This window comes from Streptomyces sp. NPDC086989 (assembly GCF_044745505.1).
GTDB lineage: Bacteria > Actinomycetota > Actinomycetes > Streptomycetales > Streptomycetaceae > Streptomyces.
Map to the genome: position 1 here is coordinate 17,824 of NZ_JBIVAL010000023.1, position 25,828 is coordinate 43,651.

The window sequence follows — 25,828 nt, forward strand, 5'->3', positions numbered from 1 at the left end:
CCGGTCGCCGGCGAAGACGGTGACGTCGTAGTCCTTCGTGGTCAGAGGCCTGCCGGTCGGCTGCACACAGGAGCCATCGGCCGTTGCCACCTCCGTCCGCGGGGCGAAGCGGTAGGTCAGCCGGGCTACCTAGGGGTCGAAGTCCACCGCGGCGCTGGACAGAATGCTCTTGGCGTCGGCGTCGCCGTCGAAGCCTCGTAGCTCGACCACGATGGTCACCTCGGCTCCGCCAGCCAGGCCTGTGGGGTGTCCTTCCCAGATGTCTTCCTCGCGCAGCATGCGCCGTGCGTCGGAGATGGACGGGTCGAGGACCAGGCGGACCGCTTCCAGCAGGTTCGACTTGCCGACGCCGTTCTCACCGACGATCACGGCGTGGGCGGCGAAGTCGTCGATGACGAGGTGCCGGAAGTTGCGGACGTTGCGTATCTCGATCCGCGAAATGTGCAGGCCCATTCGCCCCCTTGCCGATGTGGTGCGATGTGGTGATTCATCATTCCAGGCCCGCCCATGGCCTTGGGCGGTTTTCCGCGGGTCCGCGATCTGCCAGGCCCCCTGGTAGACGATCACCACTCGCGCGTGGCTCGGGAACCTGTGAGGCTGTCTGCTAGCCGACGGTATCAATGCCTAGCTATCGTGGTGGGTATGGCAAAGCAGACGAACATCCGACTGGACGAAGCCGTCAAGGCGGCAGCCGAGGACCGGGCCAAGCGCCGCGGTCTGACCCTGCAGGGGTACGTGGCTGACTTGATCGAGGCCGATGTGAATCAGGCACGTGCCGCCTACATGGCCGGCGCCGCGACGTTCCTGGCCCAGTACGCGGACGCGTTCGAGGCGGAGGTCGGCGAAGACCGATACCCCGGACTTCCGGAAGGGCTGGCCGAGCGCGCGCCGAGGGACGCCGCGTGAATCTCCGCATCGATCTCGCCTGGATCTTGGCGGTGGCGCAGCAGATCCCGGGGGATCCCCAGGTCGTCGATTACGGCGTGCCGGTAGCAGCCGAAGCACGTCATCGGGCGGAGGTCCTGGACCACGAGGTCTATCCCGAGCCCCATCACAAGGCCGCGGCGCTGCTGTGTGAACTGGCGAGGAACCCCAGCCTTGAGGTGCGCAACCTCTTGTTCGCGGCCACGGTGACGGCGGCCTACCTGTCGGCATGCGGCCTTCCGGTGAGCCCTGGGCTGGACACCGTGATTCCCTTGGCCCGCGCGGCCCGGGACGGCCTCCCGGTGCGGGAGGTCGCCGCTCAGATCAAGACCTGGACGAGCTGATCGATCATGCGCCAGCGGGCGCCTGGTCGGTCTGTGCTCTGCCGACGAAGTTCCTGACCTGCGCGCGGATCCGTGAGCGGAGCTCGGACCACTCCTCGGTGGATCGGTGCTCCGCCTCCATCTGTTCAAGGACCCTTTCGAAGGACAGCAAGGCAACACGGCCGCGGCGACAGCCCAGCGCCGTCCGGGCCTCCTGCAGAGGGAGGTCTCGGGCATCCGCGCCCTCGGCGCGGCGATACAGCGCGGTGATGCGGGTCAGCACGAGGCTTCCCAGAATTCGGACGAGCTCTTGATCCGCCCATCGGCCGAGCACAGCCCTTTTGCCCTTCCAGACAGCAAACCCGACGCCTGCGATCCACGTCGGCAGCGTCACGATGCGGATGGCCGGAGCCTCGGCCTGCGGGATCAACCCGCTGGCCAGGAGCATTCCGTCCGGACCCTGCGCCAGGGCGATGACCATCACCACTGCAGCAAACCCCTCGGATACCAACGTAGGCGTCCGTCGGCGAGGGCCACCATCGCACCGAACACCGCCAGACCGACCAGGAGCAGCCAGGCAGCCTCTGCACTCACAGCTGTCATGTCAGGCACATGCGGACGCTCGACTTCACCCCCGTCGCGGCTGGGCAGGACGGTTCAGGATCCGGGACGCCCTCGCGCTCGGGACTGTCTACCTCGGGGGCCAGATGGTCCAGCAGTACAAGCAGCAACTGCACGGCGAGGGCGCCGAGGAGGATGGCGACCCATCCCGTGGTCCATGGTCTGCTGCGGGTGTCGAGCACGGTGGGCGTGAGCACCACCATGGCGGCGATCATGCCGCACGGAAGGGCCCACTGCCGCCTCATGGCCGGCCGTCCGGCACGGTGTCGTCGGGCTGGTGCCCGCCCTCGGTGTCGTTGTCCGGGTGGTGCGGATGGTCTCGCCACGGAGCGGCCATGTTCCTGAGCTTGTGGAGAAGGTGCTCGCCTGTGTCGCGGCCCTGGGCATGTACGGCCTCGGCGTAGGACTTCTCAGAGCGTGGGCAGGGGCCCGTCGTCGGCTACTCTTCGCGTCGACTTGTGCACAGTCGGTCAGCGACTCTTTGTAGAAGCAGTGCCTCGCCGGTCAGGAAGACCTCCTCCCTCTCACATGCCGCAAAGTGATCCCTGAAGGGCTGGGTTGATGTCGACTCCCCGTCGGCGCTGTGGGAGTGGACTCGCAGCGGCTTTCGAAAGACATGTTTCGAGCGCCATCGGATCAACCGCAGTGGTGATCGGCAGCTGAACCGCGCTCTGCATACCATCACGCTCATCCGCATGCGGCTGGACCCAACCACGAAGACGTACGTGGCCCGCAGGATGGGCGAAGGCAAGACGTCCCGCGACGCACAGCGCTGCCTGAAACGGGCCATCTGCTGTCAGCTGTTCAAAATTCTCGAACGCTCAGACCGAACCCCAACGATCTCCTCCCAACCGCTTGACGCGATATAGCAGCCTCGGGGGGAAGGAGGCGTACGTCCGCCAGGTTCCCGGCGTCAGGGCGGTCAGCTGGCGGTCCAGGTGCCGTCGACGGCCATGGAGGGGTGCAGGTGCTGGAAGCCGGTGAGGTCGGAGCGGATGGCATGAAGGTGCATGCGCTTGGTCCGGTCGACGGCGAAGGAGGTAACCGGCTTGCCGTCCGGGCCGGTGATCCGGAACGCGTAGGCCGTGTCCTTGCCGGCCGGCAGCTCGGTGGCAGCGGAGGTCAGGCCGTCGCCCGTGGCGCCATGGTCCATGCCGGGCGTCGAGTGGTGGTCGGTGCCCGGCGGCCCGCTCAGGGGGCGGTCAGTGTCTCGACGAGTCGCGCGAACTCGGTTCGCTGCCGGTGGGTCAGTTGGGCGTAGAGCGGCATCTGCATCTCGTCGGTGATCCGCTCGGCGCGTTGCAGTCGCCGGATTCCGGCCGCTCCTACGGGCTGCGGCTGAGGCCAGCCGTAGTGGGCTGCCTGCTCGACTCCCAGATTGATGACCATGGCGGCTTCGGCACTCACCCCGACCATGCGCACCGCCGCCAGGTGGCAGGCGCCGCGGTGTTCGCGCAGTACGTGTATGTGCTGCATGGCCGCGCCGACCGGGTCGCCGTCGGGGCACGGTTGCGCGCGCCAGCCGGCGAACAGGGGCAGTGCAGCGGTGTCGGCTGCACTGATGAGTTGTCGCGCCAGGTGGTTGAAGTGCTCCACGTCGACGTCGGCGGGGATGTGCGCCCGTCCCCAGGCGCGGACGGCTTGCGCGTAGCAGGCGGCGGCCTCCTGGGCCGGCATCACGGGCTGCCCCGCCAGCCAGCCGCTGGTTACCAGTTGGGGGCCGAGGAAGCCCTGTACCGCCTGGACCACCGTGACCGGTGCCTCGCCGAGCACTCCGAAGCGACCGCGGCAGTAGAAGCCGCGGCCCGGGGCGAACCCGGCGCGCAGACCGATCTCGGCGGTCGCCTCGTCGGACATGAACTCGTCCCCGAAGTCGTGGATGGGGCGGGCCACTGCGGCGATGCACGGAAAGATTTCCATGCCTGTGAAGATCGCCCACCGCGACCCGGCAGGTCAAGGGTTGCTTTTCTGATGCGATCCTTTAGCTAATCTATCGAGTCGTGCTTGATATTCGCCGCCTGTACATGCTGAAGACCGTCGCCGCCCGAGGTTCCATCACCGCGGCCGCCCGCTCCCTGGAGCTGACCGCCGGTGCCGTGTCCCAGCAACTGACCGCTCTGAGAAACGACGTGGGTGTCGACCTGCTGCGCCCCGACGGGCGAACCGTCGCGCTGACAGAGGCCGGCCGTGTCCTCCTCGAACACGCCGACCGGATCCTCGCCGCCATGGAGGAGGCGGAAAACGCCGTCGCGGCGGTCAAGGACACGGTCGGCGCCACCGCCACGCTCGCCGCGCTGCCGTCCACGGTCGCCACGATGGTGGCACCCGCACTGACTGCACTCGCCTCCTGCCATCCGCAGCTCGCCGTGACCTGCCTCGTCACCGATCAGGCTCAGCTACGCGAACTCACCCTCGGCACCGTCGATGTGGTGCTGGGGCAGCGCTATCGCCACCTGCCCGACGCGACACCCCGGGGCGTCAGCATCTCACCACTGCTCAACGACCCCCTGGTGGTCGTCACCGCAGCCGACCGGGGTGGCGACAGGCCCGTCCTCCTGCGGGATCTGGCCTCGCGCGATCTCGCCGTCCCACCGCCGACCACGGACTGCGGGCAAGCCATCCTGCAGGGCTGCAGCCAGGCCGGCTTCACGCCCACACCCCGCTACATCACTGCCGACATCACCGCCCAGCTCTCTCTCGCACGAGCCGGCCTCGCCACCGCCCTCGTCCCCCGCATGGCCATCGACCCGGCCACACCCGGAATCCGCTCGTCCCCCCTTTCGGACCACCCGATCCAACGCCTCCTGTTCGCCGCGACCCGTCACACCGACAGCCCCAACCCGACAACCACCGCCGTCATCGCAGCACTGCGCACAACCGCTCTGGAGGCAAAAGCCGGGGACAGGGCGCGCCAAGAGGCCTGAGGCTACAGCGGCTCGCCCCCGCGACAGCCGCCCAACGGGACCACGTACACGCCTCTCGTCCCCCTCCTTCCGGGCCAGGCACGGTATGACCGGCCAGTCCGGCCCGGAAGCGATGCCGTACTCACGCTGCCATCCACCCACAGCCGGGAAACACCCCAACCGGCATGAACCGCCCTTCACGGCGAACCTGTCGCCTACCACGACGGAATACGCGCGAGCGTATGTCCCACAAGCCGTGCCCCCCCTCGCGTCCCACATAGGGCAAACGGAGGAGCGGCAGCCGACTCGGGTGCGGCGCAGCAGAGGGCCGGGTCATCCGATGGGGAGGATGGCCTTGCCCGGCAACTCGTTTCGCTGACGCCGGATCCACCGCGCCGGGCTGTCCCTGCACGGCGGCTACCAGCCCAAACGGCACCGTCAACCCCCAGGACAGCCATGCGGCCAAGGGACTCCCACACGCGGCGTCGCACTCGAGTCAGGGACATACGACTGTGCTGAGGATCCGGGATCGCCAGAGGCCCTACCCCGAGGCCCGGCCGGGCCCAGGCCTTCGGTTCCCGGTCGTCAGCGTGCCTGCTTTGCCTGGACGTCCATGTGGAGGCGTACGGTGGTGCCGTGTTCGGGGGTGGAACGGATTTCGACCAGGTCGCAGAGCTGGTGCGCGAGCCACAGGCCGCGGCCGCCGAGCTGTCGGGCCGACGGCCTGATGCGGCCGGCCATCGGGTCGGCAATGTATCCGGCGTCCCGGAACTCGCACAGGAACACCGAGTCCTGGGCCCACGTACGCAGGGTTCCGCAGCCCCCGCCGTGTCGGATGCTGTTCGTGGCGATCTCGGTGACGGCGACGGCGAGCTTCGCCTGTTGCTCCGTGGACACGCCCGCGTCTGAAGCGCACTGGGCGACCTTCGAGCGGACCGCGGCCAGGTCCCCGTACACGTAGCTGAGCTCCTGGTACGGATCGCACGGGGCGGGCAGTACCTCGAAGGGGTAGCGTCCGTCATCCAGGAAGTCTGCGTTGGGTGTGTGCCGGCCGTCTTCGTGGATCAGCGGGTGGCAGCGGGAGACGGACCGCAGCGCAGCCTGGTCCTCGTCCGTGGCGTCGTAGGGGCACAGCATCGACCATGCGGAGCTGTGCGCGAACGCCTGGTTCAGCAGCCACTCGTGATGGCGCAGCTCCGAGAGGTGGGCTGCATTGCGAGCCTGGCTCCAGGCGGTCTCCCCGACACCGCGTACCGGCCGGCCTCCCTCGCCGCTCTCCTCCAGCCAGGCGGTCCAGGCAGCGACGAGCCGCCCCGGATTCGGTCCGGCCGTCGTGGTGTCGACGAAGGTGACGGCGGGCTCGCCGGCCAGCTCGCCCTGCAGAAGTGATGCCCTGGCCGCGGGGACGGCGACGACCACCGCTTCGTCGGCCTCCAGCGCCTCACGGATGAAACCGAGGGTGCCGGTCATGAACTGTTCCTGACCTCGGTATGGGTACAGCTCGTGGTGGAAACGGGCCTCGGCCCGGGCTGCCGACCCGGGGGTGTTGGCCGAGGGCGGCTGGGTGGTGCTCATACGGCCATCACCACCGGCACACCGGGCGCGGCGTATCCCGCAAGTTCCCAACACAGCCGCACGGTCTCGTTGGCACCCTCCACGACGATGTGCCGTCCCGGAAGGTGGTTCGCTGCCTCGACCAGGGCTCCCATGCCGGCGGCGTCGATCATCTCCAGACGGTCGAAACACAGCCTCATCCTCGGTGTATGCCCCACCGCCGCGCGAAGCGCGGCATTGAACGCCGCAGCGTCCTGTGAATCGATCACACCGTCCACGCTCCAGCTGTCGACGCCCGTGCTGAACATCCGGAACGCCGGACGCTCCGCACGTGTGCCCATCTCGTGCGGGTGCACACTCGCCACGTATTCCAGCGTATCCGCCTGCCACTGAGACGGCCTGAACGCGCAGACCACCATCGCGCCGCACTCCGAGGCGAACTCGTCGAGCCTGAGCTCCTGGGACAGGAGGTCGTGCGCCGCACCGGGCTCCGTGACCGGCATCCGTTCGGCAAGTACCCGTACCGAACGGTAACCCTCACGGGCTGCGGTACGGGCTTCACGCCTCACCGCCGCCAGAACCGAGTCGGCGTCCCCCAAGGGCAAATCCAGCACCACCGCGGCCGAGACTCCGAACGTGTCCTCGGCAACGCCGTCGGCCGCTCCGACCACCACGATCTTGTCCCCGTACAAGGCGCCGTCGGCGACGTACGCCCGCGCGGTACCAGGGAAGGGAACAGCCCCGTCAACCAGCCAGCAGACATGGTCACCGACGTCCACCTCGTCCAGCGTCGCCAAAGCCCGTGCCGCTCTCACGTCGCCCCTTCCCGGTCATCCAGCACCATGCATAGATCAGACTACTGCGCCCCCGACGGGAGGATCTCGCTACGGCCGAAACATGCATCGGCGAGCGCTGCGAAGCTGGTCGCCCTCCCGATGCACCGACGGCGACCTCCGCGTCGTGATCTCCGCCTCCGGGCCCACCGTGCCGCCGGTCGTCGATGGCGTGTCCTTCCCCCAGGTCGCGCACGCGTCCGCGGTCGGAAGGAGGCTGCTGGCGCAGCTCGACTTCGACGGCCGTAGGGACCGCCTCGCTCGTTACAAGCCCCGCGCTCACCGGCCGGACCATCACCGATCCAGGCAGCTGTTCGCGGAACTCGACGTCCACGCGGTACCCGCATGGGTGGCCGGCGGTACGCCCCCGACGTACTGGTTACCGGCGACCCGGTTGATCTGTGACCGCCCGGGGGCGCGCGCCCGCTGCCGGACCCTCCGCACGGGTGCTCCCGCCGCGGCCTGAGCCCGCGCCCCGGCCGGCGACGGCGAGCCCGTGCTTGACGCACGTGGCATGGTGTCTGAGCTGGGGCTTTGGCCAATCACCGGCTGTGCCGGACACCTTGTCTGATCGCGGCGATTACGTCGCTGGGCCAGGGTGGTATGTCTACGCTGGCGGCGTGACAGTGGTGTGGGTGACGGGCAATTCAGGGACTGGTAAGTCCACGGTCTGCGGGGTGTTGCGAGCGCGTGGCTACGTCGCGCTCGACGCCGATGAGGACGGCTTCAGTCGCTGGATCGACCGAGCCAAGGGCGAGGTCGTGATGGATCCTCCGTATCCCGTTCCCGAGGGCTGGCTCGATCGATACGGGTGGGCGATCGTCCGCGAGCGCGTTGAGACCCTCGTCGAGGAGTCTCGTTTCCGAATCGCGTTCTTGTGTGGGTCGGCGGAGAACGAGGCAGAGGTCCGCGATCTTTTCGACGTCATCGTGTGCCTGGTGATCAACGAGGACACGCTCCGCCACCGGCTCGCGACCCGCACTACGAACCCATTCGGTCAACATCCCGAAGAGCTCGCAGCGGCCCTGGAGTGGAATCCTCGGATGCGAGCGATGTACGAAAGCCGTGGCGCGACGATCATCGATGCATCCAAGCCGGTGACCGAGGTGGTGGACAGCGTGATCGACGCAGTTCAGGAGCTGAGCGGTGGTGCGTAAGTTGATGTCCATTCCGCGCTTTCGGAAGGGGCAAGCGCGGTGTCGCCGGCAGGCTACGGCCGTGGCTGGGTGAACAAGCCCTGCTCGGTCTCGGCCAGGATTCCGCGCTCGGTCAGCCGCTTGAGCTTCAGGCGGGTGTTGTTGATGTTGTTGGGCGCGATCTCCAGGTCCATCGCCTCGCACACCTGCCGCGCCCGCAGCGGCGCGTCGGCCGCGGCGAACACCGCCATGATCTGCTGGTAAGCCGGATGGTCCGGCTCCGGCGCCGGCGGCAGCCACACCGCCGGATCCTGGTCTTCTGACATCGCCCGGGAATGCGTGCCCTTCGGGTATCCGTTAGCCAGTGCGGCGCATCAGCGGATGTATCGACACGCCGAGCCTCCCTCGACCGCAAGAACTCAGCATGCCGTGTCGATGGGGCTTTGGCCACAAGGAGTTGCTATCTGCGAAGGCTGCGGACTGCGCCCGCAATTTCCTGTCTCAAGCGATCTCGTCTGCTTCGCTCGGCGTCTCAGTTGATTCGGTCCGTGTCACCGAAGTGACGGTGGAGGGTGACCTCGCCGAGCGGCTCCGGCCGGTCGGCGCAGACTCGGCGAGGCTGTGGGATCCGCTTACGCGGGGAGGAAGAACCCGGTGATGTCAGCGAGCCGGCCATCGCGGTGCAGGGCGGTGCTCACGCCCGCCATGGCGGGTTCGTCCTGCTCGCCGAGCTGGGTCCACCGTGCGAGCGACCGGTCGTGGTGCTCGACCACCTCGTCGATACGGAACCGGTGACCGGGGAAGGCTCCGGCGAACCCGGCCATGTAGGCGGCCAGCTCCGTCAGCCCGCCCACCTCCGTGCCCGGGTCCCGATAGGCGACGTCTTCGACCGCGACCGCGCCGAGTGCGGCAAGCCGCTCGCCGGGGTCGGCCGACCAGCACGCGGCGTAGTTCGTCCAGAGCTGCTGCGAGTCGATCATCGCTGTCCTTCTTTGTCGGAGCCGATCGACGCCATTGCGCCATCGGTAATGGTGTTCAGTTTCGTGACGGGGGTGCCGGCCCGGACCAGCACCAACAGGCCCTGATAGAGCGCCAGCAGTCGGGCTGCCGACACCTCGACGTCCAGATCCGCCGCCAGCAGGCCCAGAGCGCGGGCGCGCGTCAGCGCGTCGGCGAAGCCGGACTCGATCGTCTCCAGCCCCCGGTGCACTCCCGCGGCGGCCTGCGGAACGGTGAAGGACTCCACCGCGGTGTTGGTGAGCAGACATCCCGGATCGGGATCGAGCCCGGTCTCGAACGTCGAGGTGAAGAACGACCGGATGCCCGCCACAGGGTCCGGCGATTCCAGGAGATGCGCCCGGACTCGGCCCTGCACCACCTGGTCGTTGTAGGCGTCCAGTGCGGCGCAGAACAGGCCCTCCTTGCTCTGAAAGACCCGGTACAGGCTGCCCGGATGCATTCCGGTCGCCTCTTCGATGTCCCGCAGCGAGGCCCCGAGGTAGCCGCGGCGGCGGAACAGTCGCATGGCGCGGGCCAGTACATCCGCCTGATCCCAGAGCTGCTTGCGGCCCACCGAACCCCCCGTAGTTGAACGATCGCTCACAAAAATAGCACGCCGTCACGTCTGGTCCGTCCCGTCACTCCCCCAGCGGTCGAACGATCCAAGTTCCGTGAGATCTGTCAGGGTTCCCTACGTTGTCTGCGGGACCGGGCGAGCCCTTCGTATGGTTCTCCCACCCAGGGGCGTCGGGTGTGGCTCTCAAGGTTCTGCCGCTTGTGGCTTCCATTGATTGGCCGCCCGACGCCCCCGACGACTCGGCTGCCAATTAGGAATTGCGAATGATCGCTCCGTAGGGAATCGACAGCGAGGTCGTCCGTCGGGAGGCACCCAGCACACCCCACCGCACGGAGGCACCATGGCCGCGATCTGGGCCGGTATCGACGCAGGCAAGACCCACCACCACTGCGTCGCGATCGACGAGAGCGGCCGCCGGCTGCTGTCTCGACGCGTCGCCAACGACGAGCCTGAACTCCTCGAACTGCTCACCGACGTCCTGGCACTGGACGACGAGGTGACCTGGGGAATCGACCTGGCCGACGGCGGAGCCGCCCTGGCCATCAGCATCCTCCTCAACCACGACCAGCCGGGCCACTACATCTCCGGCCGCGCCATCCACCGCGCCTCCGAGAGCTACCGCGGCGAAGGCAAGACCGACGCCAAGGACGCAGCCGTCATCGCCGATCAGGTCCGCATCCGCCGCGACCTCAACGCCTTACGCGCCGGCGACGAAACCGCCATCGACCTCAAGATCCTCACCGGCCGCCGCATGGACCTGGTCGCCGACCGCACCCGCACCGTCAACCGGCTCCGGGCTCAGCTGACCTGCATTTTCCCCGGCTTGGAGCGGGCTCTGGATCTCACCAACAAGGGCCCCCTTACCCTGCTGAGTCGGGTCGCCCGGGGGAATCTCACCCCCGGGCTCCCATAGAACGGAGCGTGACAATCTCTCGTCACTCCGCTCTTGTCATCCTGATCACCAGGCCATGGCGGCAAGTGTTGTGTACGGCCAATGCGCGAACATCCGCGGGTATCGCTGAGCGATCTCTTGGAGCTTCGTGATGGCCTTCCGCAACGGCGCCAGCCGCCGATACTTCCTGCGGATCCAGCGCACCAGGTAGGCGTTGATGCGCTGGAGGAACGGGATCAGAACCCAAGTTGCCGCGGGCGGCGAGGACGCCCTTCGTACCCTCGGCAGACCGCCGCCCGGCACCGCCCGCCGCTGCGGCCGCACGCAGCCGCAGCGCGGACAGGCCGGCGCCTTCACCCCGGTAATGCCGGCCGCCGCCAGGGACGCGATGAGTACCTGGACCGAGCGCGGTGCGTCGGTGGCCCCGCTGACCAGGGCATCGGAATGGCGGCGCAGGTGGTCGCGGACCCGGGTCCGGGCAGGACCTGGCGGCGCCGCTCGCCCGCGCGGTCTACTGACGAACTCCTGCGCGCCGCCCTGAAACGCACCTCGCCGGCCCCTGTCGGGCGGCGATCCGGGGGGCTGCGCCCCGATGCGACAAGTAACCGGTATGGGCGGATATGGTGATCGATTTCGCTGCCGGGCCAGCGGTGCGGGGGGCCCATACACATCGGGACGTACCCGGCACGGCCGTGCCCTCGCGTCTCCCGCCGGACGAAAGGCAACCCGCATGAGGAAGACCACTGCCGTGCCGTCGTCGCGCTGGCCGCCCTGCTCCCCATGGAAGGCATGGCTCAGGCCGCGGCAGCCCCCTCCACCCATATGCCGTGCCGGCGGTGCCCGGGCTGGGGTACGAAGAGTTGGGCATACGCGGAATGAGCTGGTACCGGATCCCCGCACCATCCGGGACCGGCGGCCCGCTACCTCGCCGGAAGGATGGAACACCCCGTGGATTCCACTGCTGAGGCCAGGCTGAAGGCGGAAGCGACGCGGCTGACACAGTCGCCTCCCCCCGCCGACGAGATGCTGATCAACCCCTGCGTCGACGGTGATCTGTTCCGGTGGAAAGCGGTGCTGTTGCCGGACACGTCGTCAATGTTCGCCGGTCGGCAATTTCCCGTGGACATCACCGTGCCCTCGTCGTATCCCGCCGATCGGCCGCACATGCGCTTCACCGAGCCGGTCCACCACCCCAACGTCAGCACCTGCGGCAGCATCGACCTGGACGCCCTGAGCGAAAGGTGGGATCCCGGACAGACCATCGAGACCACGCTGCGCTCGGTGATGACGCTGCTCGACGAACCCGACGTACACGACCCGGCCCGTCCCGAAGTCGCGGAGCTGTATGTACTGGCCCCGCAGGACTACCGGCGACGGGCCCGGCACGGGGAGGTCGACTCCACATCCTGAGCCCCCGGTTGGCCGCCTCGGGGAGCGCGGCCAGGTCCGCGAACGGCGCTCACCACCCCCACCTGACTCCTTGAAGGGCTCACATTCACCTGCCTCCGCTCCCAGGGTTCCCGGGCCGCACATACCCTGCCGCCTCGCCGCTCACCCACCAGGGCAGGCGTGATCATCGCCGACAGCGGACCAGGAGAGGAGGCGCGTGGCGGACCAAGGTCGCGGTCGCGCCGCCGATCTCGGCGCCTGCCGCCACGTCGGAGGGGTAGTGGGCGCCGCTGTGGACCCGCTCGACGGCCACCAACACGGCGGGGACCGCGCACGCGGCCGCGGCCCACGGCCAAGGCGACGCAACGGCGACGGTGAAGGCGACTGCGGCGGCGGTGTGCCCGGAGGGGAACGACGAGCTGTCCGGCCTGTCCGCGACGTCGTCGTACGCAATCCATTCCGCGGGTGGCCGCCGCCCGTCCACGAGCTGCTTGGCGACCCCGTTCGAGAGCACCTCGGCAACCGTCATCGCCAGCACCCCTGCGGCTGCGGCGGCCCGGCGGCCACGCCAGCCACCTGCGGCCGCCATGGGCAGGGCGGCAGCCCATCACAGCTTCGTGTGCTCGGCTGCTTTTCCGACGGCGTGCAGCAGTCGGCGCGCCGCCGGGGAATCCAAGGCCGCGATGCGCCGCGTCACCTGGTGGTCGCGGTCCCGCAAGCCGGCCAGCACTCTCATACTCCGGCAGCTCCCCTCGGTCGGCAGCCGTCTGGCGCTCAGTCCAGGCGGTGATGGTCTTCCTCGCTCCACTCCCGGGTGTCCCGCGGCTCGACGTAGGGCTCCTTCTGCGGGGGCAGCCCACCCGCGATCGCGCGCTGACGGGCCATTTCGGCGTCGAACTCCAGGCCCAGGAGGACGGCCAGGTTGGTGATCCACAACCACACCAGGAAGATGACCACGCCTGCGAGCGTGCCGTACGTCTTGTTGTACGAGCCGAAGTGCGCGACATAGAAGGCGAATCCGGCGGAGGCGATCATCCAGATCAGCAGTGCCAGGAAGCTGCCCGGGCTCACCCACTTGAAGCCGCGGCCCTTCGCGTTGGGCGCAGCCCAGTACAGCAACGCGATCATGGCCGTGACCAGGACCAGCAGGATGGGCCACTTCGCGATCGCCCACACCGTCATCGCGGTGTCGCCCACACCCAGCGCCGAACCCGCCTGCCGGGCCAGAGCGCCGGTGAACACCACGATCAGGGCACTGGCCACGGCGAGGATCATGAGCACGACGGTCAGCCCCACGCGCAGCGGCAGCACTTTCCACACCGGCCGGCCTTCGGGCATGTCGTAGACGGCGTTGGAGGCGCGGATGAACGCGGCCACGTATCCGGACGCCGACCAGATCGCCACCAGCAGACCCACGATGGCCAGCAGCGAGCCGATACCGGCGCTGTCCTGCAGCTGCTGTACGGCGTTGCTGATCACGTCCCGAGCCGCCCCGGGGGTGAGCCGCTGCAGGTTGTCCAGCACCTCCTTGGTCGCCGACTCACCGGCGATACCCAACAGTGACACCAGCACCAGCAAAGCGGGGAACAGGGCGAGGACCCCGAAGTAGGTCAGCGCCGCCGCCCGGTCCGCCAGCTCGTCGTCCTTGAATTCCCTCAGCGTCCCGCGCAGCACCGCCCTCCAGGATTGCTTGGGCAACTCAGAGAGCCGATCCGGTGCCCGCTCCTCAACCAGCCGATGCGGACCCGCCGCCTCACCGCCGGGCGTCTGATGACCTTCCGCAGGCTCCGGTGTCCTCATGGGTTTCATGGTCGTCGCATATCCACTCCCGCCGCACCCATGCCTGGGGCGGCTTGCGGCCCGCCGCTCGGCTTGGATTGGCGGCCCCCGCGAGCAGCTCGGAACGTGGCCGGAGGCGGCCGACAGCTGTTGCTGGTTCGCGGCCGCCGCGCTCCTGCGCCTGCCTGACGAGTTCGTCGGCGACCCCCCGCCCATGGCCCTCGCGCTATCCCGCGCCTGCCCGGCGGCGTTAGCCTGACTGCTGCTTATCGGTGCCGAACCTGTAGCGTTGGCGGGCAAATCAGCTGGTCCGAGCACGTGGGGGGAACGGCGCGAGACGTCGACTATGTCGCTTACAGGATGAAAGCGGGGGAAAGCGCACGATATGGAGGATGCGACGTTGCTATCGCGGCTTCTGCCGGAGCCGCTCGGAGCGGGCCTCAGCTGCGCGCAGGCCCGCGAAACCGCCCGTGCCGTCCTGGCCGGCCTACATCTGCCCGCCGCAGCCGTGGACGACGTGCTGACCGTGGTGACCGAGATGATCTCCAACGCCGACCGTCACGCAGGCGGCGCCGCCGCCTTCCAGATCACCGCCCGGACCGGCATCGTCACCGTCGAGGTCCGCGACCGCTCAACCGCCCCGCCTCGGATCAAGCCCTGGGCCCCGGATACACCCGGCGGCTTCGGATGGCGGCTGGTCAACCAGCTCGCCACCACCGGCGTCCGTATCCACCACGACGGCAAGACCGTCACGGCCACACTCACCACCGCCCAGACAGGCTGACCCTGACCTCGGCGCTCAGCCGGTCTCCCCCGCTTCGACGCGGCGGGCTTGCCACGGCCTGGGTTCCGGGCGCGGTGGGCGGCGCGCAACGCGACGTTCTGCGACCTGATGGTCCGCACCGGGCTCAGGCTGGCCGAGGAGTGCGCGCTGGAGGTGTTCGAGGTGCCGTGGTGGTCACCGGAATCGGGCGCCTATGTGAGGTTCTGGCTTCCGCAGGCGGTGGCGAAGGGCAGCTCCTCGCGCTGGACCTACGTGCCGGCCGCGGTGCTGCGGGATGTGGATGACTACCAGAGGTGGGACCGGCCGGAGGTCGTCGCCCAGGCGCAGGCGGCGGGCCGGTACGCGCGGTGGCGCAGGCCCTGAGTGGTGGATGATCCGGGCAGGCCGTGGGCGCGCCGGGTCGGTTCGGCGTCCCGCGTCAAGTTGGAGCACTTGGGCGGGCTTGAGCGGCGTCTGCTGTTGGTCGAGGGTCCGGCGGGGCTGGAGCCGGCGATGTTGAGGCTCGGCGAGGGCGGGCAGCCGTTGTCGGTCTCGGCGTGGAAGGAGATGTTCGCGGCCTCGAACCGGCGGTACAAGGCGGCGGGTGTGCGGCTGGCCTGCCACGCGCACATGCTGCGGCACACCTTCGCGGTGGTGACGCTTGAGCAGTTACAGCGCGGGCACCTGGCGGCTTTGGCCGAGCAGAGGAGCCGGGAGTGGCGCAGCATTCCGTTGCCCGAGGCCTGATGACGAACGTGGGCGCGCCTGTTTGCTGACCGCGCACACGCGCGTCGGGAGAACACCGTTGGCATGGCGGTTCTCGCGTGCCGCGCTCGGTATCAGCCATCGTGCTCAGTCACGCCTCCGTGAATGCCAGTGCTCAGACTGGCCAGCTATCGCGCTCCCTGGCCAACCACGACGCTCCTTACCGTCTTGGTAGCTTGATTCTGGTCCTTCGTACGATCGGGAGACCCAGGGGCCTGGGTGTGGCTGGACGGCGCTCCTGCCGAAGGTGTGGCTTTGACCTGCAGGGACCAGTCAACCGATCGACGAGGGAGGCTCGGGTGCCCGAGCTCTGGGCGGGGACGGATGCCGGCAAGGCCGCGCATCACTGCATGGTGATCGACACGGTCGGGACGAAGGTGCTCTCGCGCCGGGTTCCCAACAACGAGCCCGAGCTCCTGGAGCTGTAGGCGACGTCCTCGCACTGGCTGAGGACAGCCCGGTGACCTGGGCCGTCGACCTGAACGCGGGCGGCGGCGCTCTGCTGATCGCCCTGCTGACCAGTCATGGTCAGCGGCTGCTTTACATTCCCGGCCGAACCGTCCACCACGCTTCCCGTGGCTACCCCCGGGACGGCCAGACCGATGCGAAGGACGCTCACGTCATCGCCGACCAGGCACGGATGCGCCGGGACCTGCAGCCACTGCAGGAACGGGAGATCGCGGTGGACCTGAAGATCCTCACAGCCCGCCGCCACGGCCTCGCCGCCGACCGCACTCGCGCCATCAATCGGATGCGGGCCCAGCTCCTGGAGTACTTCCCCGCCCTGTAACGGACCTTCGACTACGCCGCGTCCAAAGCCGCACTGATTCTGCTGACCGGCTACCAGACCCCAGCCGGCCTGCGCCGGCTCGGCCCAAGCCCCCTCACGACCTGGCTGAAGAACCGCAAAGTCCGTGGCGCCCAGGCCATGGCCGATGCAGCCGTCGCCGCGGCGCAGGCCCAGCACACTGCCGTGGCAGGGGAGAGCACAGCCGCCGCCGTGGTCAACGCCCTGGCCCGGTCCGTGCTGGCTCTGGATGAAGAGATCGCCGCCATCGACGCGCAGATCGCGGCCCGTTTCCGAGAACACCGCCACGCCGAAGTGGTCCTCAGCCTGCCCGGTATAGGCCCGTTGCTGGGGGCGGAGTTCATCGCCTGCACCGGCGGCGACATGGACGCCTTCGGCAGCACGGGACGCCTCGCCGGCGTCGCCGGCCTCGCACCGGTCCCACGGGACTCCGATCGCATCAGCGACAACATGCGACGACTACACCGCTACCACCGCCGCCTCCTGCGCGTCTTCTACCTCTCCGCGCAGATCGCCGCCCGGTTCTGCCCCACCTCGAACGGCTCCACCGACAACGGCGAGTACCTGTGCTGGATCACCGATCCGGCCGAGGATCCCGCCCGCTGGCGGATCACCGTCAACGAAGCACGCGGACCGGGCTGGTTCGACTGCGACGACAACCTGACCGGCTTCCTCGCCTCCTCCCTCACCGGCCGCACCCACGTCCCCCTCTTCCCCAAGAGCCTGACCGAGCAGCCACCGCAGTTCACCACGTCCCACCCCGTCCTCTACAAGCCCGCCCCCACCCCGGACCAGCCCCCCACCGACACCAACGCCATCCGCACCTGGGCCCAGGCCAACGGATACCAAGTCCCCCCACGCGGCCGGATTCCCCCCGACGCCCGGCAGGTATGGGAAGACGCCCACAGGGCCTGAACCCACCGCCAAGAAGCCCACAGCCGAGCCGACAGGCCTGGTCGACCCCATGGATACCCATTGCCGCACGATCACGTCCGCGGCCACCAAGCTGACGGCCAAGCCCCGGTCCGTCCAAGCCAGGCGCGACGCCCAGCCCGGCTGGTAACGGGACCTGCTCGTAGGAGACCGCCGTGCCCGGGCAGTCCTCCGCCAGGCGGGACAGCGCGTCGCGCTCGGCCGGGTCCGCGGTCAGCTTCCAACGCAGCTTGTCGGCCACCCAGTCCGCGGCGTACTTGCACTGGTCCGCCTTCACCGGCAGCCAATCCGCCGGATCCTTGTCCGCCTTCGACCTGTTTGAACTGCCGGAGACCGCGATCAGCGAGTTCGGCGCGCCCTGATCGTTGGCGTACGCCTCGCGGCGGCCCGCCGTCCACGAAGCCGCCCCAGAGTCCCAGGCCTCTGCCAGCGGCACCATGTGGTCCACATCAAGCGAAGACTCCGAGGTGATCCATACCTGGTCGTACTCCGACCACCGCTGCGCTGTCATGGGCGTGCGCTGAACTCCCCCACCGCGATCCGCGGTCGGCACAGCTCTCCTGGACGCCGCAGCCCGCCCCGACAGCGCTCTCCCACCCTCGGGTAGACCTAAGGTGCTCGCATGGACATGCGGACCACCATCGAGACGCTGATCACGGAAGCAAGGGAGCAGATCCGCGACCAGGCATGGATCCCCACCCCCACCGACCGGGCCATCGCCGGCAAAGCCGCCGTCGACCTCGCCAATGCCATCGGCACCGCGCACGCCCAGTCGGCCCTGCCCCCGGTCGAACGGCTGGAGCAGTTGCGCGCAGCACTCGCCGCCCTCGCGATCTCTCTCGCCCACGTCCACGGACGCCTCGCCTGGTTCCTCGGCGCCACCGCCACCGCCCTCACCCCCGTCCTGCAATGGCGCGCCCTCAACCCCGAAGGCGGCCCCGCCTTCGGCACCGTCCAGCCCACCCCCGAGCAGTACACCGACGCCGAAGAAGCCATCCGCCGCATCCAGACCACCCTCACCCACATCGCGGCCCCGTAGCGGCGGAGCGGACCCCTCCACAGACACGGCTGCCGCGAGGCGCACCGCCTGCACGGGGCGCTTCCTCCGGGCGGCGCACCCACCTGGCACGCCAGGCCTGCCCGTGGCACAGTGACAGAGCGAGGTCCACGCACCGCGGGGCCCGGCCGGACAAAGCCACCCCGGCCGGGCCCCGCCACGTACGCCCCCGCCCGTCATGCCCTGCCCAGGCAGGGGATCCAAGCGGGTGAGCGTCAAGCAGCCCGCGGCCCTGTCCTGCGGTTGCCGGTCCTCGCACGGAGCAGACTTCCCGCACCCCGACGGCCTTCACGGATGGAGTTCCCCGTGCTCGAACGCAAGCGGCAGGGCAGCCGGACCCAGATCACCTTCGTCCTCCCCGAGGACACCCCCGAAGGACCGGTCAGCGTCGTCGGAGACTTCAACCACTGGAACCCCGCCGCCCACCCCCTGAAGGACCGCGGCGACGGCACCCGCGCCGCCAGCGTCGCCCTCCCCACCCACAGCAGCCACTCCTTCCGCTACCTTGCAGCCGGCGACTACTGGTTCGACGACCCCACCGCCGACCACCACGACGGCACCAACAGCCGCCTCCACACCTAACCGGGCCGAAAACGACACGGTGCACCTCCTGGGTCCGAACGTGCAGGCGCAGCCGCGTAGACCCCAGGGGGTGCCGAAACCCGGGCTGCGCCGCGCACGGGAGCGGCTGAGCACAGCCGACCGCGCGCAGCTGGCCGCTCTGTCGTGGCGGCCGAGAACGAGGAGCTGGGGCCGGGCAGGGTGCCGGTGACGGCGCCGATGATCGCTTCGGTGGTGTCTCTGCAGCGGATCTTGGTCCATCCGCGGTAGCGGGCCAGATATGGGCTGTTCAGAAGCTTGATGGCCAGGCCGGTCCAGGTCTCCAGCCACTCCCGGGCCTTGACCAGTCCGTCGTCATCGGGCACAGCGTCCCCCGGGCGCTCGGGGCGCGGGTGAACAACTTCGCCAGAATCGAGCGCGACGAAGCAGGCCGCCGGGCTGCCAAAGGCGGTGGCGCCTGTGCACCGGCGCCCCGGCGCTACAACGCCTCGATCGGGGACACGCCGTCACGACGGCGGCGTCTTCGCCGACAGACGACCACCGCGGCCGGTGACCGCACGCGGCCCGCCGCCTCCAGACCACAACACCCGAGTCGCCACTGGCTCCAGCGGGGTACACGCCTACCGGTGACCGGGGCCGGGCCGGGACGGGCGCCGATCGTTGGAGGTGAGCAGGTTCCCTGCTGCGTCACGGCGACCGCCCCGGTTGCCGCAACGGATACCCCCCGCCGGCCCGCTTCCACCGACTGAAGGCCTGCTTTCCCTGTTTGAAGGCCGGGACAAGACGGTGGCTTGCACCCCGGGGGAAGGATGCAAGCCACCAGTGCGTCGCCCGGCCGTCGCGCCGGTGCCGTTGGGCTACCAGCGGTACCAGCGGCCGCTACTGCCCTTCGGGCGGGCAACGAAGCCGATCAGCCACAGGACCAGAACCGCGATGGCGATCCACCAAAGGATCTTCACCGCGAAACCGGCACCGAAGAGAACCAGGATGAGCAGGAGAACAAGAAGCAGGGGAACCATAGTTATCAACCTCCGAAGCGCCGTGTGCCCGCACACCTGCCGCCCATGCGTACGATCTTTATGTATTTCTTAACCGTCGAGGCGGCCAGGAGAGCGCGACCCGGCCTGTATTCCCCCGTTCATGAACTGCGGGAGCGTCCACTGGTCCTGCGCGGAGCGCATCGGAACGTTGACTGCGGTCGACTTCTTGACCTGCGACGCTGCCGGCCTCCTCGCTGTACAGGAAGCTGCGGGGGCCGGGGTTCTCGGGTCCGACCGGCTCCCGCAGGCGCACACGATCCCTGCCCGCAGGCCGCGCGCGTCCCCCGCCCGCCGGGTGGGAAAGCCCCCAACGACCCCACTTACCGGACCAGACAGCCCCCAGCCGTCGCGGCAACCCCGAAAAACCGCAGAGCAAGCGCCTCCCGGCACCGTTCCCCTGCTTGTCGCCGCGGGGCACCAGCGGACGGCCCGGCCCTCGGCTGACCTGCGGGCACAAGCGGGAACGCCGTGCGAGTCGACCGGCGGGTGACCCGCCCGGTCACCTGCCGTTGTTCGGGTATGGACGAGACCCTGGACCTGCTCGACGTACTCCTCGACTCCGTGAGCGAGCCGCGCCTGAAACTGATCAGCGCGGACGAGGCACGGGCGGTGACCGTGCTCCTGAGCCTGCTCGACGATGGCGACCAGCACGAAGACGTACGCCGAGCCGCAGCCGACATGCGCTTCCGCCTCGTGCCGCCACAGCCGGCCGCAATGTCCAGCAGCCGGCCCCGCTCCGCCTCATCGACGACCACCCACACGCCGTCCGGCTCCGCCCTCACCGCCGCTCGGCGGCGTAATGCGCCTCGGCGGTCAGCCCGCGGTGCTGCTGCGGGTGCGCCGCCAGGGCAGAGTGCGGCGGGGCCGGAGGGGCTGCGGGCCGTGCCCCGGGGTCAGCCGCACTCGGCGGCGCCCGGCGGGTGCCGGTCCGGTGGGGCAGGGGTTGCCGCGGTCGAGCGGGCGTACTCGGTGGGGGTCTGGCCGAAGTGCTTCTTGAAGGCCCGGGTGAAGTGACTGCTGTCCGCGAACTGCCAGTGTGCGGCGAGTTCCGAGATGCTCGGGCGGCCTGCCGACGCGGTAAGGGCGAGTCGGGCCTCGTGCAGTCGCCGGTGGCGGATGTAGGTGCTCACCTGCTCGTCCACCGCGGCGAATGCCCGGTGCAGGGTGCGTACGGAGACGTTGAGTTCCCGTGCGAGCATCGCCGGGGAGAGTCCAGGATCGGCGAGCCGGCGGTCGGCAAGGTCCTTGGCTGCCTGGGCGAGGGCGGGGGCAAGCCGGGGTTCGACGTCGTCGAAGCGGCCCTTGGCCACTGCCTTGGTCAACTCGATCAGGGTGCGCTGAGCAGCGCTCACGCCGGCCGGGCCGAGCTCGCCGATGGTCGTGTGGATCATGTCCGTCATCGCCGTGAGCAGACGCATCTCGGCCGAGGCGGCGGATCCGGTGACGGCCCGCTTCCCGAGCAGGGGTTTGAGCTCGTCGGAGGGCAGGACCAGGAACTTCGCCGTGAGGTCGGCGCTCGTCTCGAAGGCCGTCAGACTCCCGAGGTGGCGGACGAGGAACTGCCCGGCCGATACGGTCTGGTCGCCGTGGCCGGGCGGGTTGCCCAGCGTCCAGGCGCCGCGCCGCACCACGTACATGGCGACCAGGTCCTGGTCGCCGCCCGGGACGTCCGCGGTGCGGGTGGCCGACGCTGCGTGGAGATCGGCGATCGCCGCGCCGTCGACCTTGGTCACGTTTCCCTTGACCCGGAAGTCGCCGATCGTGTCAGGGCTGAAGGCCGGCAGCTGGAACACGTCGTCGCCGATCTGCGTCTCCCACCCGCGCCGGAACGCCTCGAGTCCCTGCGGTGCAGCGCCCGGGGCCGTCGAGTCCACGGTGAAGACCCCCCGGGCGCCGCCGGCCGGCGCTCCGTTCCCCTGCATCCCGCTCCGCTCCCTCGTCTGCATTGCGACAACGCCCCGTGGTGGTGTTCCGACGGACGCCGTCGCGGCTCATGCGATACCGGGAAGATCTTCCTACAAGTGGCCGGCATGGCAATGGTCGAGGGTGGAGCTGATACTTCCGAATCGGCCGGAAGGGATGCCCCTCCCAAGTCCGCGGCGCGGAGGGGGGCTCGTCCGGTCCGGCTACAGGAGATGCGTTCCCTGATGACCAGCCGGTCGCTGCTGGAACATCACCTGTCGGGGCTCGCACGGGTGGCGGTGATGCGCCGAGTCCGTCATCGGGACCCGTCACTGCCGGCACCGGCGCCGGTCGTCCGCGGCCGGTGCGGGCGCACGCGTCAGCGGGCGATCGAAATCGCGAAGGGAGTGAATCCGGAGGCGCGGATGATGTGCGGGACGAACAGGATCGCGGCCTCCGTGGCGCGGGCGGTCCGGATCCCGCCCAGGTCCGCTATCCACTCCTGGTGCCATCCGAGGTCGGCGAGCAGTTCGCGGACGGCCTGCTTGGCCTGGGGGTCCTCGCCGGAGAGGAACACCGTCGGCGGCTGGCTGAGGGTGGCCGGGGAGGTCATCACCGGGAAGAGCATGGTGTTGAGGGTCTTGACGACGTGGGTGCCGGGGAGGGCCTCCTGGAGTTGCTCGGCCAGGCTGGTTCCGGGGTAGAGCAGGTCGGCGGGGAGGCCGTCCGGCCCGTCGGTGGTGGCGTTGGAGACGTCGATGAGGATCTTCCCGTGCAGCTCCTCGCGCATGGCGGTGAGCCGGTCCAGGGAGCCGGCGCCCGGGGTGGCGTTGACGACCACCCGGGCGCCGCGGGCGGCCGCTGCTGCGGCCCCCGGGGCGCTGTCTGCCACCGTCACCTGATGCCCTGCCCGGGTCAGGGCCGTGGCCAGGTTGCCGCCGACGCGGCCGTTTCCGAGTACTGCGATCGCGGTCATGAGGATCTGGTCTTCCGTACGTGCACGTGGTGGTGCGGGTCAGCGTGAGAGGGTGGCGACAGCTTCGGCGTGAACGCCCGGTGCGGCCGCCAGGAAGCTTTCGCTGTGCGGGCTCCAGGGGCGTCCCTGGGCATCGGAGATCCGTCCGCCGGCCTCGGTGACGAGCAGCGCTCCGGGCAGCAGGTCCGCGCGGGCGCCGGCGAACTGCCAGAAGGCATCGAGCCGGCCGGCTGCGACGTTCGCTAGGTGGAGGGTCGCGGGCACCGAGGTGCGTACGACGAGGGCGTCGAAGAGCATGGCGGTGATCGAGGAACCGATCCGTCGCACGACGTCGTCGTTCTCGTCCGGCCGGGCCTGGCTGGTGGCCACGATGCCCAGGCCGAGGTCCGCGGTCCCGGACACATGCACAGGTCGTCCGTCGAGATAGGCGCCCCCGCCGGCCAGCGCGGTGTAGGTCTCGCCGGTCAACGGCAGGTGGACCACGGTCAGTACGGGCTTGTTCTCCCGGACGAGGGTGGCGGTGACCGCCCAGTCGGGCAGGGCGTGCAGCTGGTTGACATTGCCCTCGGCCGGATCAACGACCCACCATTCGCCGGGCGGCAGGGCCCCGCCGTCCAGCTCGTCCTCCACCCAGCCGGCCTGCGGGCGCAACCGGGTGAGGCGGGGCCTGAGGATGTCGAGGACCGCGTCGTCGTTGACGGCCAGCGCGCGCATCAGGTCCTCGCGGCTCGCGTAGGGGATCACCTCCCCAAAACGCTCGTCCAGCGCCAGCCCAGCCGCACGCACGGCAGCCGCGGTCCGGTCGAGCAGGTCGGCGTCGGAGAGGACGTCAGTGATCTCCAGGGTTTCGGACATGGTGCTCCGGTGTGAGAAAGGATGAAGGGACTGATCGAAATCTAAGGAACCGGGCCCCGTACGCACTTGGACACCAGCGACACCCCTCCGGAACATCAGCGCCACACACCGACGTCCAAGCGCACGTTCAGCCCGCTCACGGGCAGGCGAAGCCACTGGCCTCGCAGATCACTGCAAGAGGGGGCACGTGAACGCCGGACGCCCCCTGCTCGCATCATCCGGCCGCCCGATACAGCCCGGTGAATGTCAGGACGTCGTCTCGGGCCTGCAGAGGGACGGCGCAGTCGGAGGTCTGCTCGTGCGACCCGGCGCGGTCGAAGACGCGCCGGCCCTCGACGAGCGGGCGGTCGATGAGTCCGGCCGGGCGCATGGTCCGTCGTGGTCGAGCCACAGCTGGTGGTTGGCGGCGGTAGAAAACGGGCCTGGTTGCGCCGGCGTTAGCCGGCCGGGCGCTTCTCAGGTCACCTTGATGACGACCTTGCCCGAGGTGTGACCGTTTTCAACACCGGCGAGGGCGGCCGCGGCGTCGGAGAGCGGATGGACCGCGGTGATTCGGGGTGCGAGGACTCCGTCAAGGGCCAGCCGAGCCGAGCGCTCCAGGTTCTCGCGGTCGATGCGACGCTCGACAAAACGCCCCCCGAGATCGGACACAGACGCATCACCGACAGCAATGACGTTGCGTGGATCCCGGGCGAGCGGAGCGACCGTCCGCAGCGAGGTGCCTCCGACCAGGTCGACGATCCCGTCGAAGCCGACCGGAACCTGCTCGCGTGCCGCATCGGCGACGTCCTCGGCGGTGTAGTCGATGAACCGCACCCCTATGCCCTCTGCGTGCTCGCGTTTGGAAGTACTCCCGATGCCGATCACGCGCAGCTCGCGCCCGATGGCCAGCTGGGCGACGGCGAGGCCGACGCCGCCCCCGACCCCGTTGACCAGGATCGTGGCACCGGCCGGGAGTCCGAGCTGGTCGAGCACGTCCACCGCGGTCGTCCCGGCCACGGGCAGCGTTGCCGCCACGGTCGCGGACAGACCCGCCGGGATGCGCGCGGTGTTCGGCGCGGACAGCACCGTGGTCTCGGCGTAGGTACCGCCACCGGTCAGTGCGAAGCCGAAGACCGCGTCGCCCACCTCGAGCCCGTTGACGTCCTCGCCCCGGGCAAGAACGGTTCCCGCTGCCTCCATGCCCAGCACGCGGGGAAACGGACGCCCGCCGTCGAGCCCGGCGACCAGACCTGAGCGCAGCATGTGATCGAGGGGATTCACGCCGGCGACGTCGACCCTGATCAGCACCTCACCGCGACCGGGTACGGGATCGGGCCGATCGAAGAACTCCTGCACCTCGGGCCCGCCGTACCTGCCAAAACCCCACGCCTGCCCCATCTTCTGCCGCCCCTCGTACGCCGACCCGGTGATTCCGGGCGCTGGCGCCATCCTCACCTCTGACATTGATGTCAGAGGCAAGCGGCAGAGACGCAGATCACAGCATCAGGTCGACTGCGCCACCGGTTCCGCGACCGCCGACAGCTTCGCCCGATACCGGCTGTTGCCCCTGATCAGCGCGTCGAGTGCATCCCGGGTCGCGACCAGGTGCGCGATGTCGGCGTCGATCCGGTCGCGTTCGCGCACCATCGCTGTGAACGTCTCCTCAGCGACGCCCAGGTCACCCGGGACGTCAACACACGGCAGCACAGTCGCGATCACTCGGCTGGACAGCCCTGCGTCGAACAGCTGCCGGATGAGCGACACGCGCTGGACCGCGGCATCAAGATAGTGACGCTGCCCCGCGTGGGAGCGTGTGCTGGTCAGCAGTCCCTGGTCTTCGTAGTACCGCAGTGAGCGCGGACTCACGCCCGTGCGCCTGGCAAGCTCGCCTATCCGCATCCTCAAGAGCCTACGCCCGCGGTCTCCAGACGCAGACCGCCAACAGGGGTCCAAGCGGGTGCCCAGCCGTGGCAGTATGACCTCATGTTGATCCGAAAGGGCGATGCCGCGTAGGCGTCCCAGGGCCGTCCGTGCAGAGCGGTGGCGGCCACGATGGCAGTACCCGGTCCTGAGAGTCCGCGGTGTCTCCGCGCAGACTCGTGCAGCGATCCGCCGGGTTGAGGACCAGCACCTGTGGCCCAACGCGGTCGCTAATGCGCTCTCCCGTTTTGAGTGGGCCTTCAAGCAGCCTGGACGCTATCTGAACGCCTCCGAGGCCGTTTCGCCCGGAATAGAGGTGGAAGACGCCCGGGACGT

General features: G+C 69.3%; 32 protein-coding genes and 2 pseudogenes. 13 read left to right on the top strand and 21 right to left on the bottom strand.

Going from position 1 to position 25,828, the window contains the following annotated elements:
* Nucleotides 1-129: 129 nt before the first annotated feature.
* Nucleotides 130-453: an AAA family ATPase gene (locus ACIPK4_RS35785; RefSeq protein ID WP_402320922.1), complete on the bottom strand. Its 324-nt coding sequence runs from the start codon at nt 451-453 to the stop codon at nt 130-132.
* A gap of 189 nt (nt 454-642) precedes the next feature.
* On the opposite strand from ACIPK4_RS35785, the gene ACIPK4_RS35790 reads away from it, so the two are divergent.
* Nucleotides 643-906, top strand: coding sequence for a hypothetical protein (locus tag ACIPK4_RS35790; RefSeq protein ID WP_402320925.1), 264 nt, complete (start codon nt 643-645; stop codon nt 904-906).
* Nucleotides 903-1,268, top strand: a complete 366-nt coding sequence (locus ACIPK4_RS35795) for a hypothetical protein (protein ID WP_060880727.1) — start codon at nt 903-905, stop codon at nt 1,266-1,268. Before ACIPK4_RS35790 ends, ACIPK4_RS35795 begins: the two co-directional genes overlap by 4 nt.
* A gap of 4 nt (nt 1,269-1,272) precedes the next feature.
* Here ACIPK4_RS35795 and ACIPK4_RS35800 read toward each other — a convergent pair whose 3' ends face one another.
* Both ACIPK4_RS35800 and ACIPK4_RS35805 read right to left on the bottom strand, forming a co-directional pair.
* Nucleotides 1,273-1,734: a hypothetical protein gene (locus tag ACIPK4_RS35800; protein WP_402320927.1), complete on the bottom strand. Its 462-nt coding sequence runs from the start codon at nt 1,732-1,734 to the stop codon at nt 1,273-1,275.
* Between the two features lie 112 nt (nt 1,735-1,846).
* Nucleotides 1,847-2,071, bottom strand: coding sequence for a hypothetical protein (locus tag ACIPK4_RS35805; RefSeq protein ID WP_402320930.1), 225 nt, complete (start codon nt 2,069-2,071; stop codon nt 1,847-1,849).
* Nucleotides 2,072-2,449: 378 nt separating this feature from the next.
* On the opposite strand from ACIPK4_RS35805, the gene ACIPK4_RS35810 reads away from it, so the two are divergent.
* Entirely contained in the window at nt 2,450-2,737 is a 288-nt protein-coding gene (locus ACIPK4_RS35810; protein ID WP_402321051.1) for a transposase, read from the top strand.
* A gap of 53 nt (nt 2,738-2,790) precedes the next feature.
* Here ACIPK4_RS35810 and ACIPK4_RS35815 read toward each other — a convergent pair whose 3' ends face one another.
* Nucleotides 2,791-3,021 (bottom strand): hypothetical protein, encoded by a 231-nt coding sequence (locus tag ACIPK4_RS35815; RefSeq protein WP_402320933.1) that lies wholly within the window; start codon nt 3,019-3,021, stop codon nt 2,791-2,793.
* Between the two features lie 38 nt (nt 3,022-3,059).
* Entirely contained in the window at nt 3,060-3,788 is a 729-nt protein-coding gene (locus ACIPK4_RS35820; RefSeq protein ID WP_402320935.1) for a hypothetical protein, read from the bottom strand.
* A gap of 80 nt (nt 3,789-3,868) precedes the next feature.
* Here ACIPK4_RS35820 and ACIPK4_RS35825 point away from each other — a divergent pair, with 80 nt between their 5' ends.
* Nucleotides 3,869-4,792, top strand: a complete 924-nt coding sequence (locus tag ACIPK4_RS35825) for a LysR family transcriptional regulator (protein WP_402320938.1) — start codon at nt 3,869-3,871, stop codon at nt 4,790-4,792.
* 564 nt (nt 4,793-5,356) lie between these two features.
* Here the strand turns inward: ACIPK4_RS35825 and ACIPK4_RS35830 are convergent.
* Nucleotides 5,357-6,346 carry an anti-sigma factor RsbA family regulatory protein gene (locus ACIPK4_RS35830; RefSeq protein WP_402320940.1) on the bottom strand — a complete coding sequence of 330 codons (990 nt, stop codon included), beginning with the start codon at nt 6,344-6,346 and terminating at the stop codon, nt 5,357-5,359.
* Nucleotides 6,343-7,104, bottom strand: a complete 762-nt coding sequence (locus ACIPK4_RS35835; RefSeq protein ID WP_402320943.1) for an MEDS domain-containing protein — start codon at nt 7,102-7,104, stop codon at nt 6,343-6,345. The genes ACIPK4_RS35830 and ACIPK4_RS35835 overlap by 4 nt, the downstream gene beginning before the upstream one ends.
* Before the next feature lie 674 nt (nt 7,105-7,778).
* Here ACIPK4_RS35835 and ACIPK4_RS35840 point away from each other — a divergent pair.
* Nucleotides 7,779-8,315, top strand: a complete 537-nt coding sequence (locus ACIPK4_RS35840) for an AAA family ATPase (RefSeq protein ID WP_402320945.1) — start codon at nt 7,779-7,781, stop codon at nt 8,313-8,315.
* A gap of 53 nt (nt 8,316-8,368) precedes the next feature.
* Here ACIPK4_RS35840 and ACIPK4_RS35845 read toward each other — a convergent pair whose 3' ends face one another.
* From ACIPK4_RS35845 to ACIPK4_RS35855, 3 genes are all read right to left on the bottom strand, one after another.
* Nucleotides 8,369-8,620: a hypothetical protein gene (locus tag ACIPK4_RS35845; RefSeq protein WP_402320947.1), complete on the bottom strand. Its 252-nt coding sequence runs from the start codon at nt 8,618-8,620 to the stop codon at nt 8,369-8,371.
* Between the two features lie 306 nt (nt 8,621-8,926).
* Nucleotides 8,927-9,274, bottom strand: coding sequence for a nuclear transport factor 2 family protein (locus tag ACIPK4_RS35850; protein ID WP_402320950.1), 348 nt, complete (start codon nt 9,272-9,274; stop codon nt 8,927-8,929).
* Nucleotides 9,271-9,867 (bottom strand): TetR/AcrR family transcriptional regulator, encoded by a 597-nt coding sequence (locus tag ACIPK4_RS35855; protein ID WP_402320953.1) that lies wholly within the window; start codon nt 9,865-9,867, stop codon nt 9,271-9,273. The genes ACIPK4_RS35850 and ACIPK4_RS35855 overlap by 4 nt, the downstream gene beginning before the upstream one ends.
* A gap of 343 nt (nt 9,868-10,210) precedes the next feature.
* On the opposite strand from ACIPK4_RS35855, the pseudogene ACIPK4_RS35860 reads away from it, so the two are divergent.
* Nucleotides 10,211-10,744 (top strand): annotated as a pseudogene (locus ACIPK4_RS35860) (IS110 family transposase); the annotation flags it as partial.
* Between the two features lie 954 nt (nt 10,745-11,698).
* Entirely contained in the window at nt 11,699-12,172 is a 474-nt protein-coding gene (locus ACIPK4_RS35865; RefSeq protein ID WP_402320955.1) for a ubiquitin-conjugating enzyme E2, read from the top strand.
* Nucleotides 12,173-12,335: 163 nt separating this feature from the next.
* On the opposite strand, the gene ACIPK4_RS35870 is transcribed toward ACIPK4_RS35865, so the two are convergent.
* The 3 genes from ACIPK4_RS35870 to ACIPK4_RS35880 all read right to left on the bottom strand — a co-directional run bounded on the left by ACIPK4_RS35870 (nt 12,336) and on the right by ACIPK4_RS35880 (nt 13,951).
* A complete protein-coding gene (locus tag ACIPK4_RS35870; protein ID WP_402320959.1) occupies nt 12,336-12,680 on the bottom strand; it encodes a phosphatase PAP2 family protein in 345 nt (114 codons plus the stop codon).
* A gap of 78 nt (nt 12,681-12,758) precedes the next feature.
* Nucleotides 12,759-12,887, bottom strand: a complete 129-nt coding sequence (locus ACIPK4_RS35875) for a hypothetical protein (RefSeq protein WP_402320961.1) — start codon at nt 12,885-12,887, stop codon at nt 12,759-12,761.
* 38 nt (nt 12,888-12,925) lie between these two features.
* Nucleotides 12,926-13,951, bottom strand: a complete 1,026-nt coding sequence (locus ACIPK4_RS35880) for a YihY/virulence factor BrkB family protein (protein ID WP_402320964.1) — start codon at nt 13,949-13,951, stop codon at nt 12,926-12,928.
* Nucleotides 13,952-14,330: 379 nt separating this feature from the next.
* Between ACIPK4_RS35880 and ACIPK4_RS35885 the strand changes: the two genes are divergently transcribed.
* The 4 genes and pseudogenes from ACIPK4_RS35885 to ACIPK4_RS35900 form a co-directional block, all read left to right on the top strand.
* Nucleotides 14,331-14,714 carry an ATP-binding protein gene (locus ACIPK4_RS35885; protein ID WP_402320967.1) on the top strand — a complete coding sequence of 128 codons (384 nt, stop codon included), beginning with the start codon at nt 14,331-14,333 and terminating at the stop codon, nt 14,712-14,714.
* Nucleotides 14,715-14,762: 48 nt separating this feature from the next.
* Nucleotides 14,763-15,077 carry a hypothetical protein gene (locus ACIPK4_RS35890; RefSeq protein WP_402320970.1) on the top strand — a complete coding sequence of 105 codons (315 nt, stop codon included), beginning with the start codon at nt 14,763-14,765 and terminating at the stop codon, nt 15,075-15,077.
* A 69-nt stretch (nt 15,078-15,146) separates the two neighbouring features.
* A complete protein-coding gene (locus ACIPK4_RS35895; RefSeq protein ID WP_402320973.1) occupies nt 15,147-15,440 on the top strand; it encodes a hypothetical protein in 294 nt (97 codons plus the stop codon).
* Nucleotides 15,441-15,808: 368 nt separating this feature from the next.
* Nucleotides 15,809-16,803 (top strand): annotated as a pseudogene (locus ACIPK4_RS35900) (transposase); the annotation flags it as partial.
* A gap of 208 nt (nt 16,804-17,011) precedes the next feature.
* On the opposite strand, the gene ACIPK4_RS35905 reads toward ACIPK4_RS35900, so the two are convergent.
* On the bottom strand, nt 17,012-17,710 hold the full coding sequence (locus ACIPK4_RS35905) for an HNH endonuclease family protein (RefSeq protein ID WP_402320976.1): 699 nt from the start codon (nt 17,708-17,710) through the stop codon (nt 17,012-17,014).
* A gap of 111 nt (nt 17,711-17,821) precedes the next feature.
* On the opposite strand from ACIPK4_RS35905, the gene ACIPK4_RS35910 reads away from it, so the two are divergent.
* Together ACIPK4_RS35910 and ACIPK4_RS35915 are read left to right on the top strand one after the other, a co-directional pair.
* The gene (locus ACIPK4_RS35910; RefSeq protein WP_402320979.1) at nt 17,822-18,238 is read left to right on the top strand and encodes a hypothetical protein; all 417 of its coding nucleotides are present in this window, start codon (nt 17,822-17,824) and stop codon (nt 18,236-18,238) included.
* A 324-nt stretch (nt 18,239-18,562) separates the two neighbouring features.
* Nucleotides 18,563-18,838 carry an isoamylase early set domain-containing protein gene (locus tag ACIPK4_RS35915; protein ID WP_402320981.1) on the top strand — a complete coding sequence of 92 codons (276 nt, stop codon included), beginning with the start codon at nt 18,563-18,565 and terminating at the stop codon, nt 18,836-18,838.
* Nucleotides 18,839-19,674: 836 nt separating this feature from the next.
* On the opposite strand, the gene ACIPK4_RS35920 is transcribed toward ACIPK4_RS35915, so the two are convergent.
* The 7 genes from ACIPK4_RS35920 to ACIPK4_RS35950 form a co-directional block, all read right to left on the bottom strand.
* Nucleotides 19,675-19,836, bottom strand: a complete 162-nt coding sequence (locus ACIPK4_RS35920; protein ID WP_402320985.1) for a hydrophobic protein — start codon at nt 19,834-19,836, stop codon at nt 19,675-19,677.
* A gap of 914 nt (nt 19,837-20,750) precedes the next feature.
* Nucleotides 20,751-21,779, bottom strand: a complete 1,029-nt coding sequence (locus tag ACIPK4_RS35925) for a helix-turn-helix domain-containing protein (RefSeq protein ID WP_402320986.1) — start codon at nt 21,777-21,779, stop codon at nt 20,751-20,753.
* Nucleotides 21,780-22,138: 359 nt separating this feature from the next.
* Nucleotides 22,139-22,735: an NADPH-dependent F420 reductase gene (locus tag ACIPK4_RS35930; RefSeq protein ID WP_402320989.1), complete on the bottom strand. Its 597-nt coding sequence runs from the start codon at nt 22,733-22,735 to the stop codon at nt 22,139-22,141.
* A 39-nt stretch (nt 22,736-22,774) separates the two neighbouring features.
* Nucleotides 22,775-23,590: an inositol monophosphatase family protein gene (locus ACIPK4_RS35935; protein WP_402320990.1), complete on the bottom strand. Its 816-nt coding sequence runs from the start codon at nt 23,588-23,590 to the stop codon at nt 22,775-22,777.
* A 214-nt stretch (nt 23,591-23,804) separates the two neighbouring features.
* The gene (locus ACIPK4_RS35940) at nt 23,805-23,981 is read right to left on the bottom strand and encodes a hypothetical protein (RefSeq protein WP_402320993.1); all 177 of its coding nucleotides are present in this window, start codon (nt 23,979-23,981) and stop codon (nt 23,805-23,807) included.
* Between the two features lie 65 nt (nt 23,982-24,046).
* A complete protein-coding gene (locus ACIPK4_RS35945) occupies nt 24,047-24,928 on the bottom strand; it encodes an NADP-dependent oxidoreductase (protein ID WP_402320996.1) in 882 nt (293 codons plus the stop codon).
* Between the two features lie 147 nt (nt 24,929-25,075).
* On the bottom strand, nt 25,076-25,471 hold the full coding sequence (locus tag ACIPK4_RS35950; protein ID WP_402320999.1) for a MerR family transcriptional regulator: 396 nt from the start codon (nt 25,469-25,471) through the stop codon (nt 25,076-25,078).
* Between the last annotated feature and the right edge of the window lie 357 nt (nt 25,472-25,828).

Bases quoted from the DNA above. Each gene is read 5' to 3' on its own strand.
- ACIPK4_RS35785 (WP_402320922.1), bottom strand. From the start codon at position 453: ATGGGCCTGCACATTTCGCGGATCGAGATACGCAACGTCCGCAACTTC.
- ACIPK4_RS35790 (WP_402320925.1), top strand. From the start codon at position 643: ATGGCAAAGCAGACGAACATCCGACTGGACGAAGCCGTCAAGGCGGCA.
- ACIPK4_RS35805 (WP_402320930.1), bottom strand. From the start codon at position 2,071: ATGGTGGTGCTCACGCCCACCGTGCTCGACACCCGCAGCAGACCATGG.
- ACIPK4_RS35815 (WP_402320933.1), bottom strand. From the start codon at position 3,021: ATGGACCATGGCGCCACGGGCGACGGCCTGACCTCCGCTGCCACCGAG.
- ACIPK4_RS35820 (WP_402320935.1), bottom strand. From the start codon at position 3,788: ATGGAAATCTTTCCGTGCATCGCCGCAGTGGCCCGCCCCATCCACGAC.
- ACIPK4_RS35830 (WP_402320940.1), bottom strand. From the start codon at position 6,346: ATGAGCACCACCCAGCCGCCCTCGGCCAACACCCCCGGGTCGGCAGCC.
- ACIPK4_RS35845 (WP_402320947.1), bottom strand. From the start codon at position 8,620: ATGTCAGAAGACCAGGATCCGGCGGTGTGGCTGCCGCCGGCGCCGGAG.
- ACIPK4_RS35850 (WP_402320950.1), bottom strand. From the start codon at position 9,274: ATGATCGACTCGCAGCAGCTCTGGACGAACTACGCCGCGTGCTGGTCG.
- ACIPK4_RS35865 (WP_402320955.1), top strand. From the start codon at position 11,699: ATGGAACACCCCGTGGATTCCACTGCTGAGGCCAGGCTGAAGGCGGAA.
- ACIPK4_RS35870 (WP_402320959.1), bottom strand. From the start codon at position 12,680: ATGACGGTTGCCGAGGTGCTCTCGAACGGGGTCGCCAAGCAGCTCGTG.
- ACIPK4_RS35875 (WP_402320961.1), bottom strand. From the start codon at position 12,887: ATGAGAGTGCTGGCCGGCTTGCGGGACCGCGACCACCAGGTGACGCGG.
- ACIPK4_RS35880 (WP_402320964.1), bottom strand. From the start codon at position 13,951: ATGAGGACACCGGAGCCTGCGGAAGGTCATCAGACGCCCGGCGGTGAG.
- ACIPK4_RS35905 (WP_402320976.1), bottom strand. From the start codon at position 17,710: ATGACAGCGCAGCGGTGGTCGGAGTACGACCAGGTATGGATCACCTCG.
- ACIPK4_RS35910 (WP_402320979.1), top strand. From the start codon at position 17,822: ATGGACATGCGGACCACCATCGAGACGCTGATCACGGAAGCAAGGGAG.
- ACIPK4_RS35920 (WP_402320985.1), bottom strand. From the start codon at position 19,836: ATGGTTCCCCTGCTTCTTGTTCTCCTGCTCATCCTGGTTCTCTTCGGT.
- ACIPK4_RS35925 (WP_402320986.1), bottom strand. From the start codon at position 21,779: ATGCAGGGGAACGGAGCGCCGGCCGGCGGCGCCCGGGGGGTCTTCACC.
- ACIPK4_RS35930 (WP_402320989.1), bottom strand. From the start codon at position 22,735: ATGACCGCGATCGCAGTACTCGGAAACGGCCGCGTCGGCGGCAACCTG.
- ACIPK4_RS35935 (WP_402320990.1), bottom strand. From the start codon at position 23,590: ATGTCCGAAACCCTGGAGATCACTGACGTCCTCTCCGACGCCGACCTG.
- ACIPK4_RS35950 (WP_402320999.1), bottom strand. From the start codon at position 25,471: ATGCGGATAGGCGAGCTTGCCAGGCGCACGGGCGTGAGTCCGCGCTCA.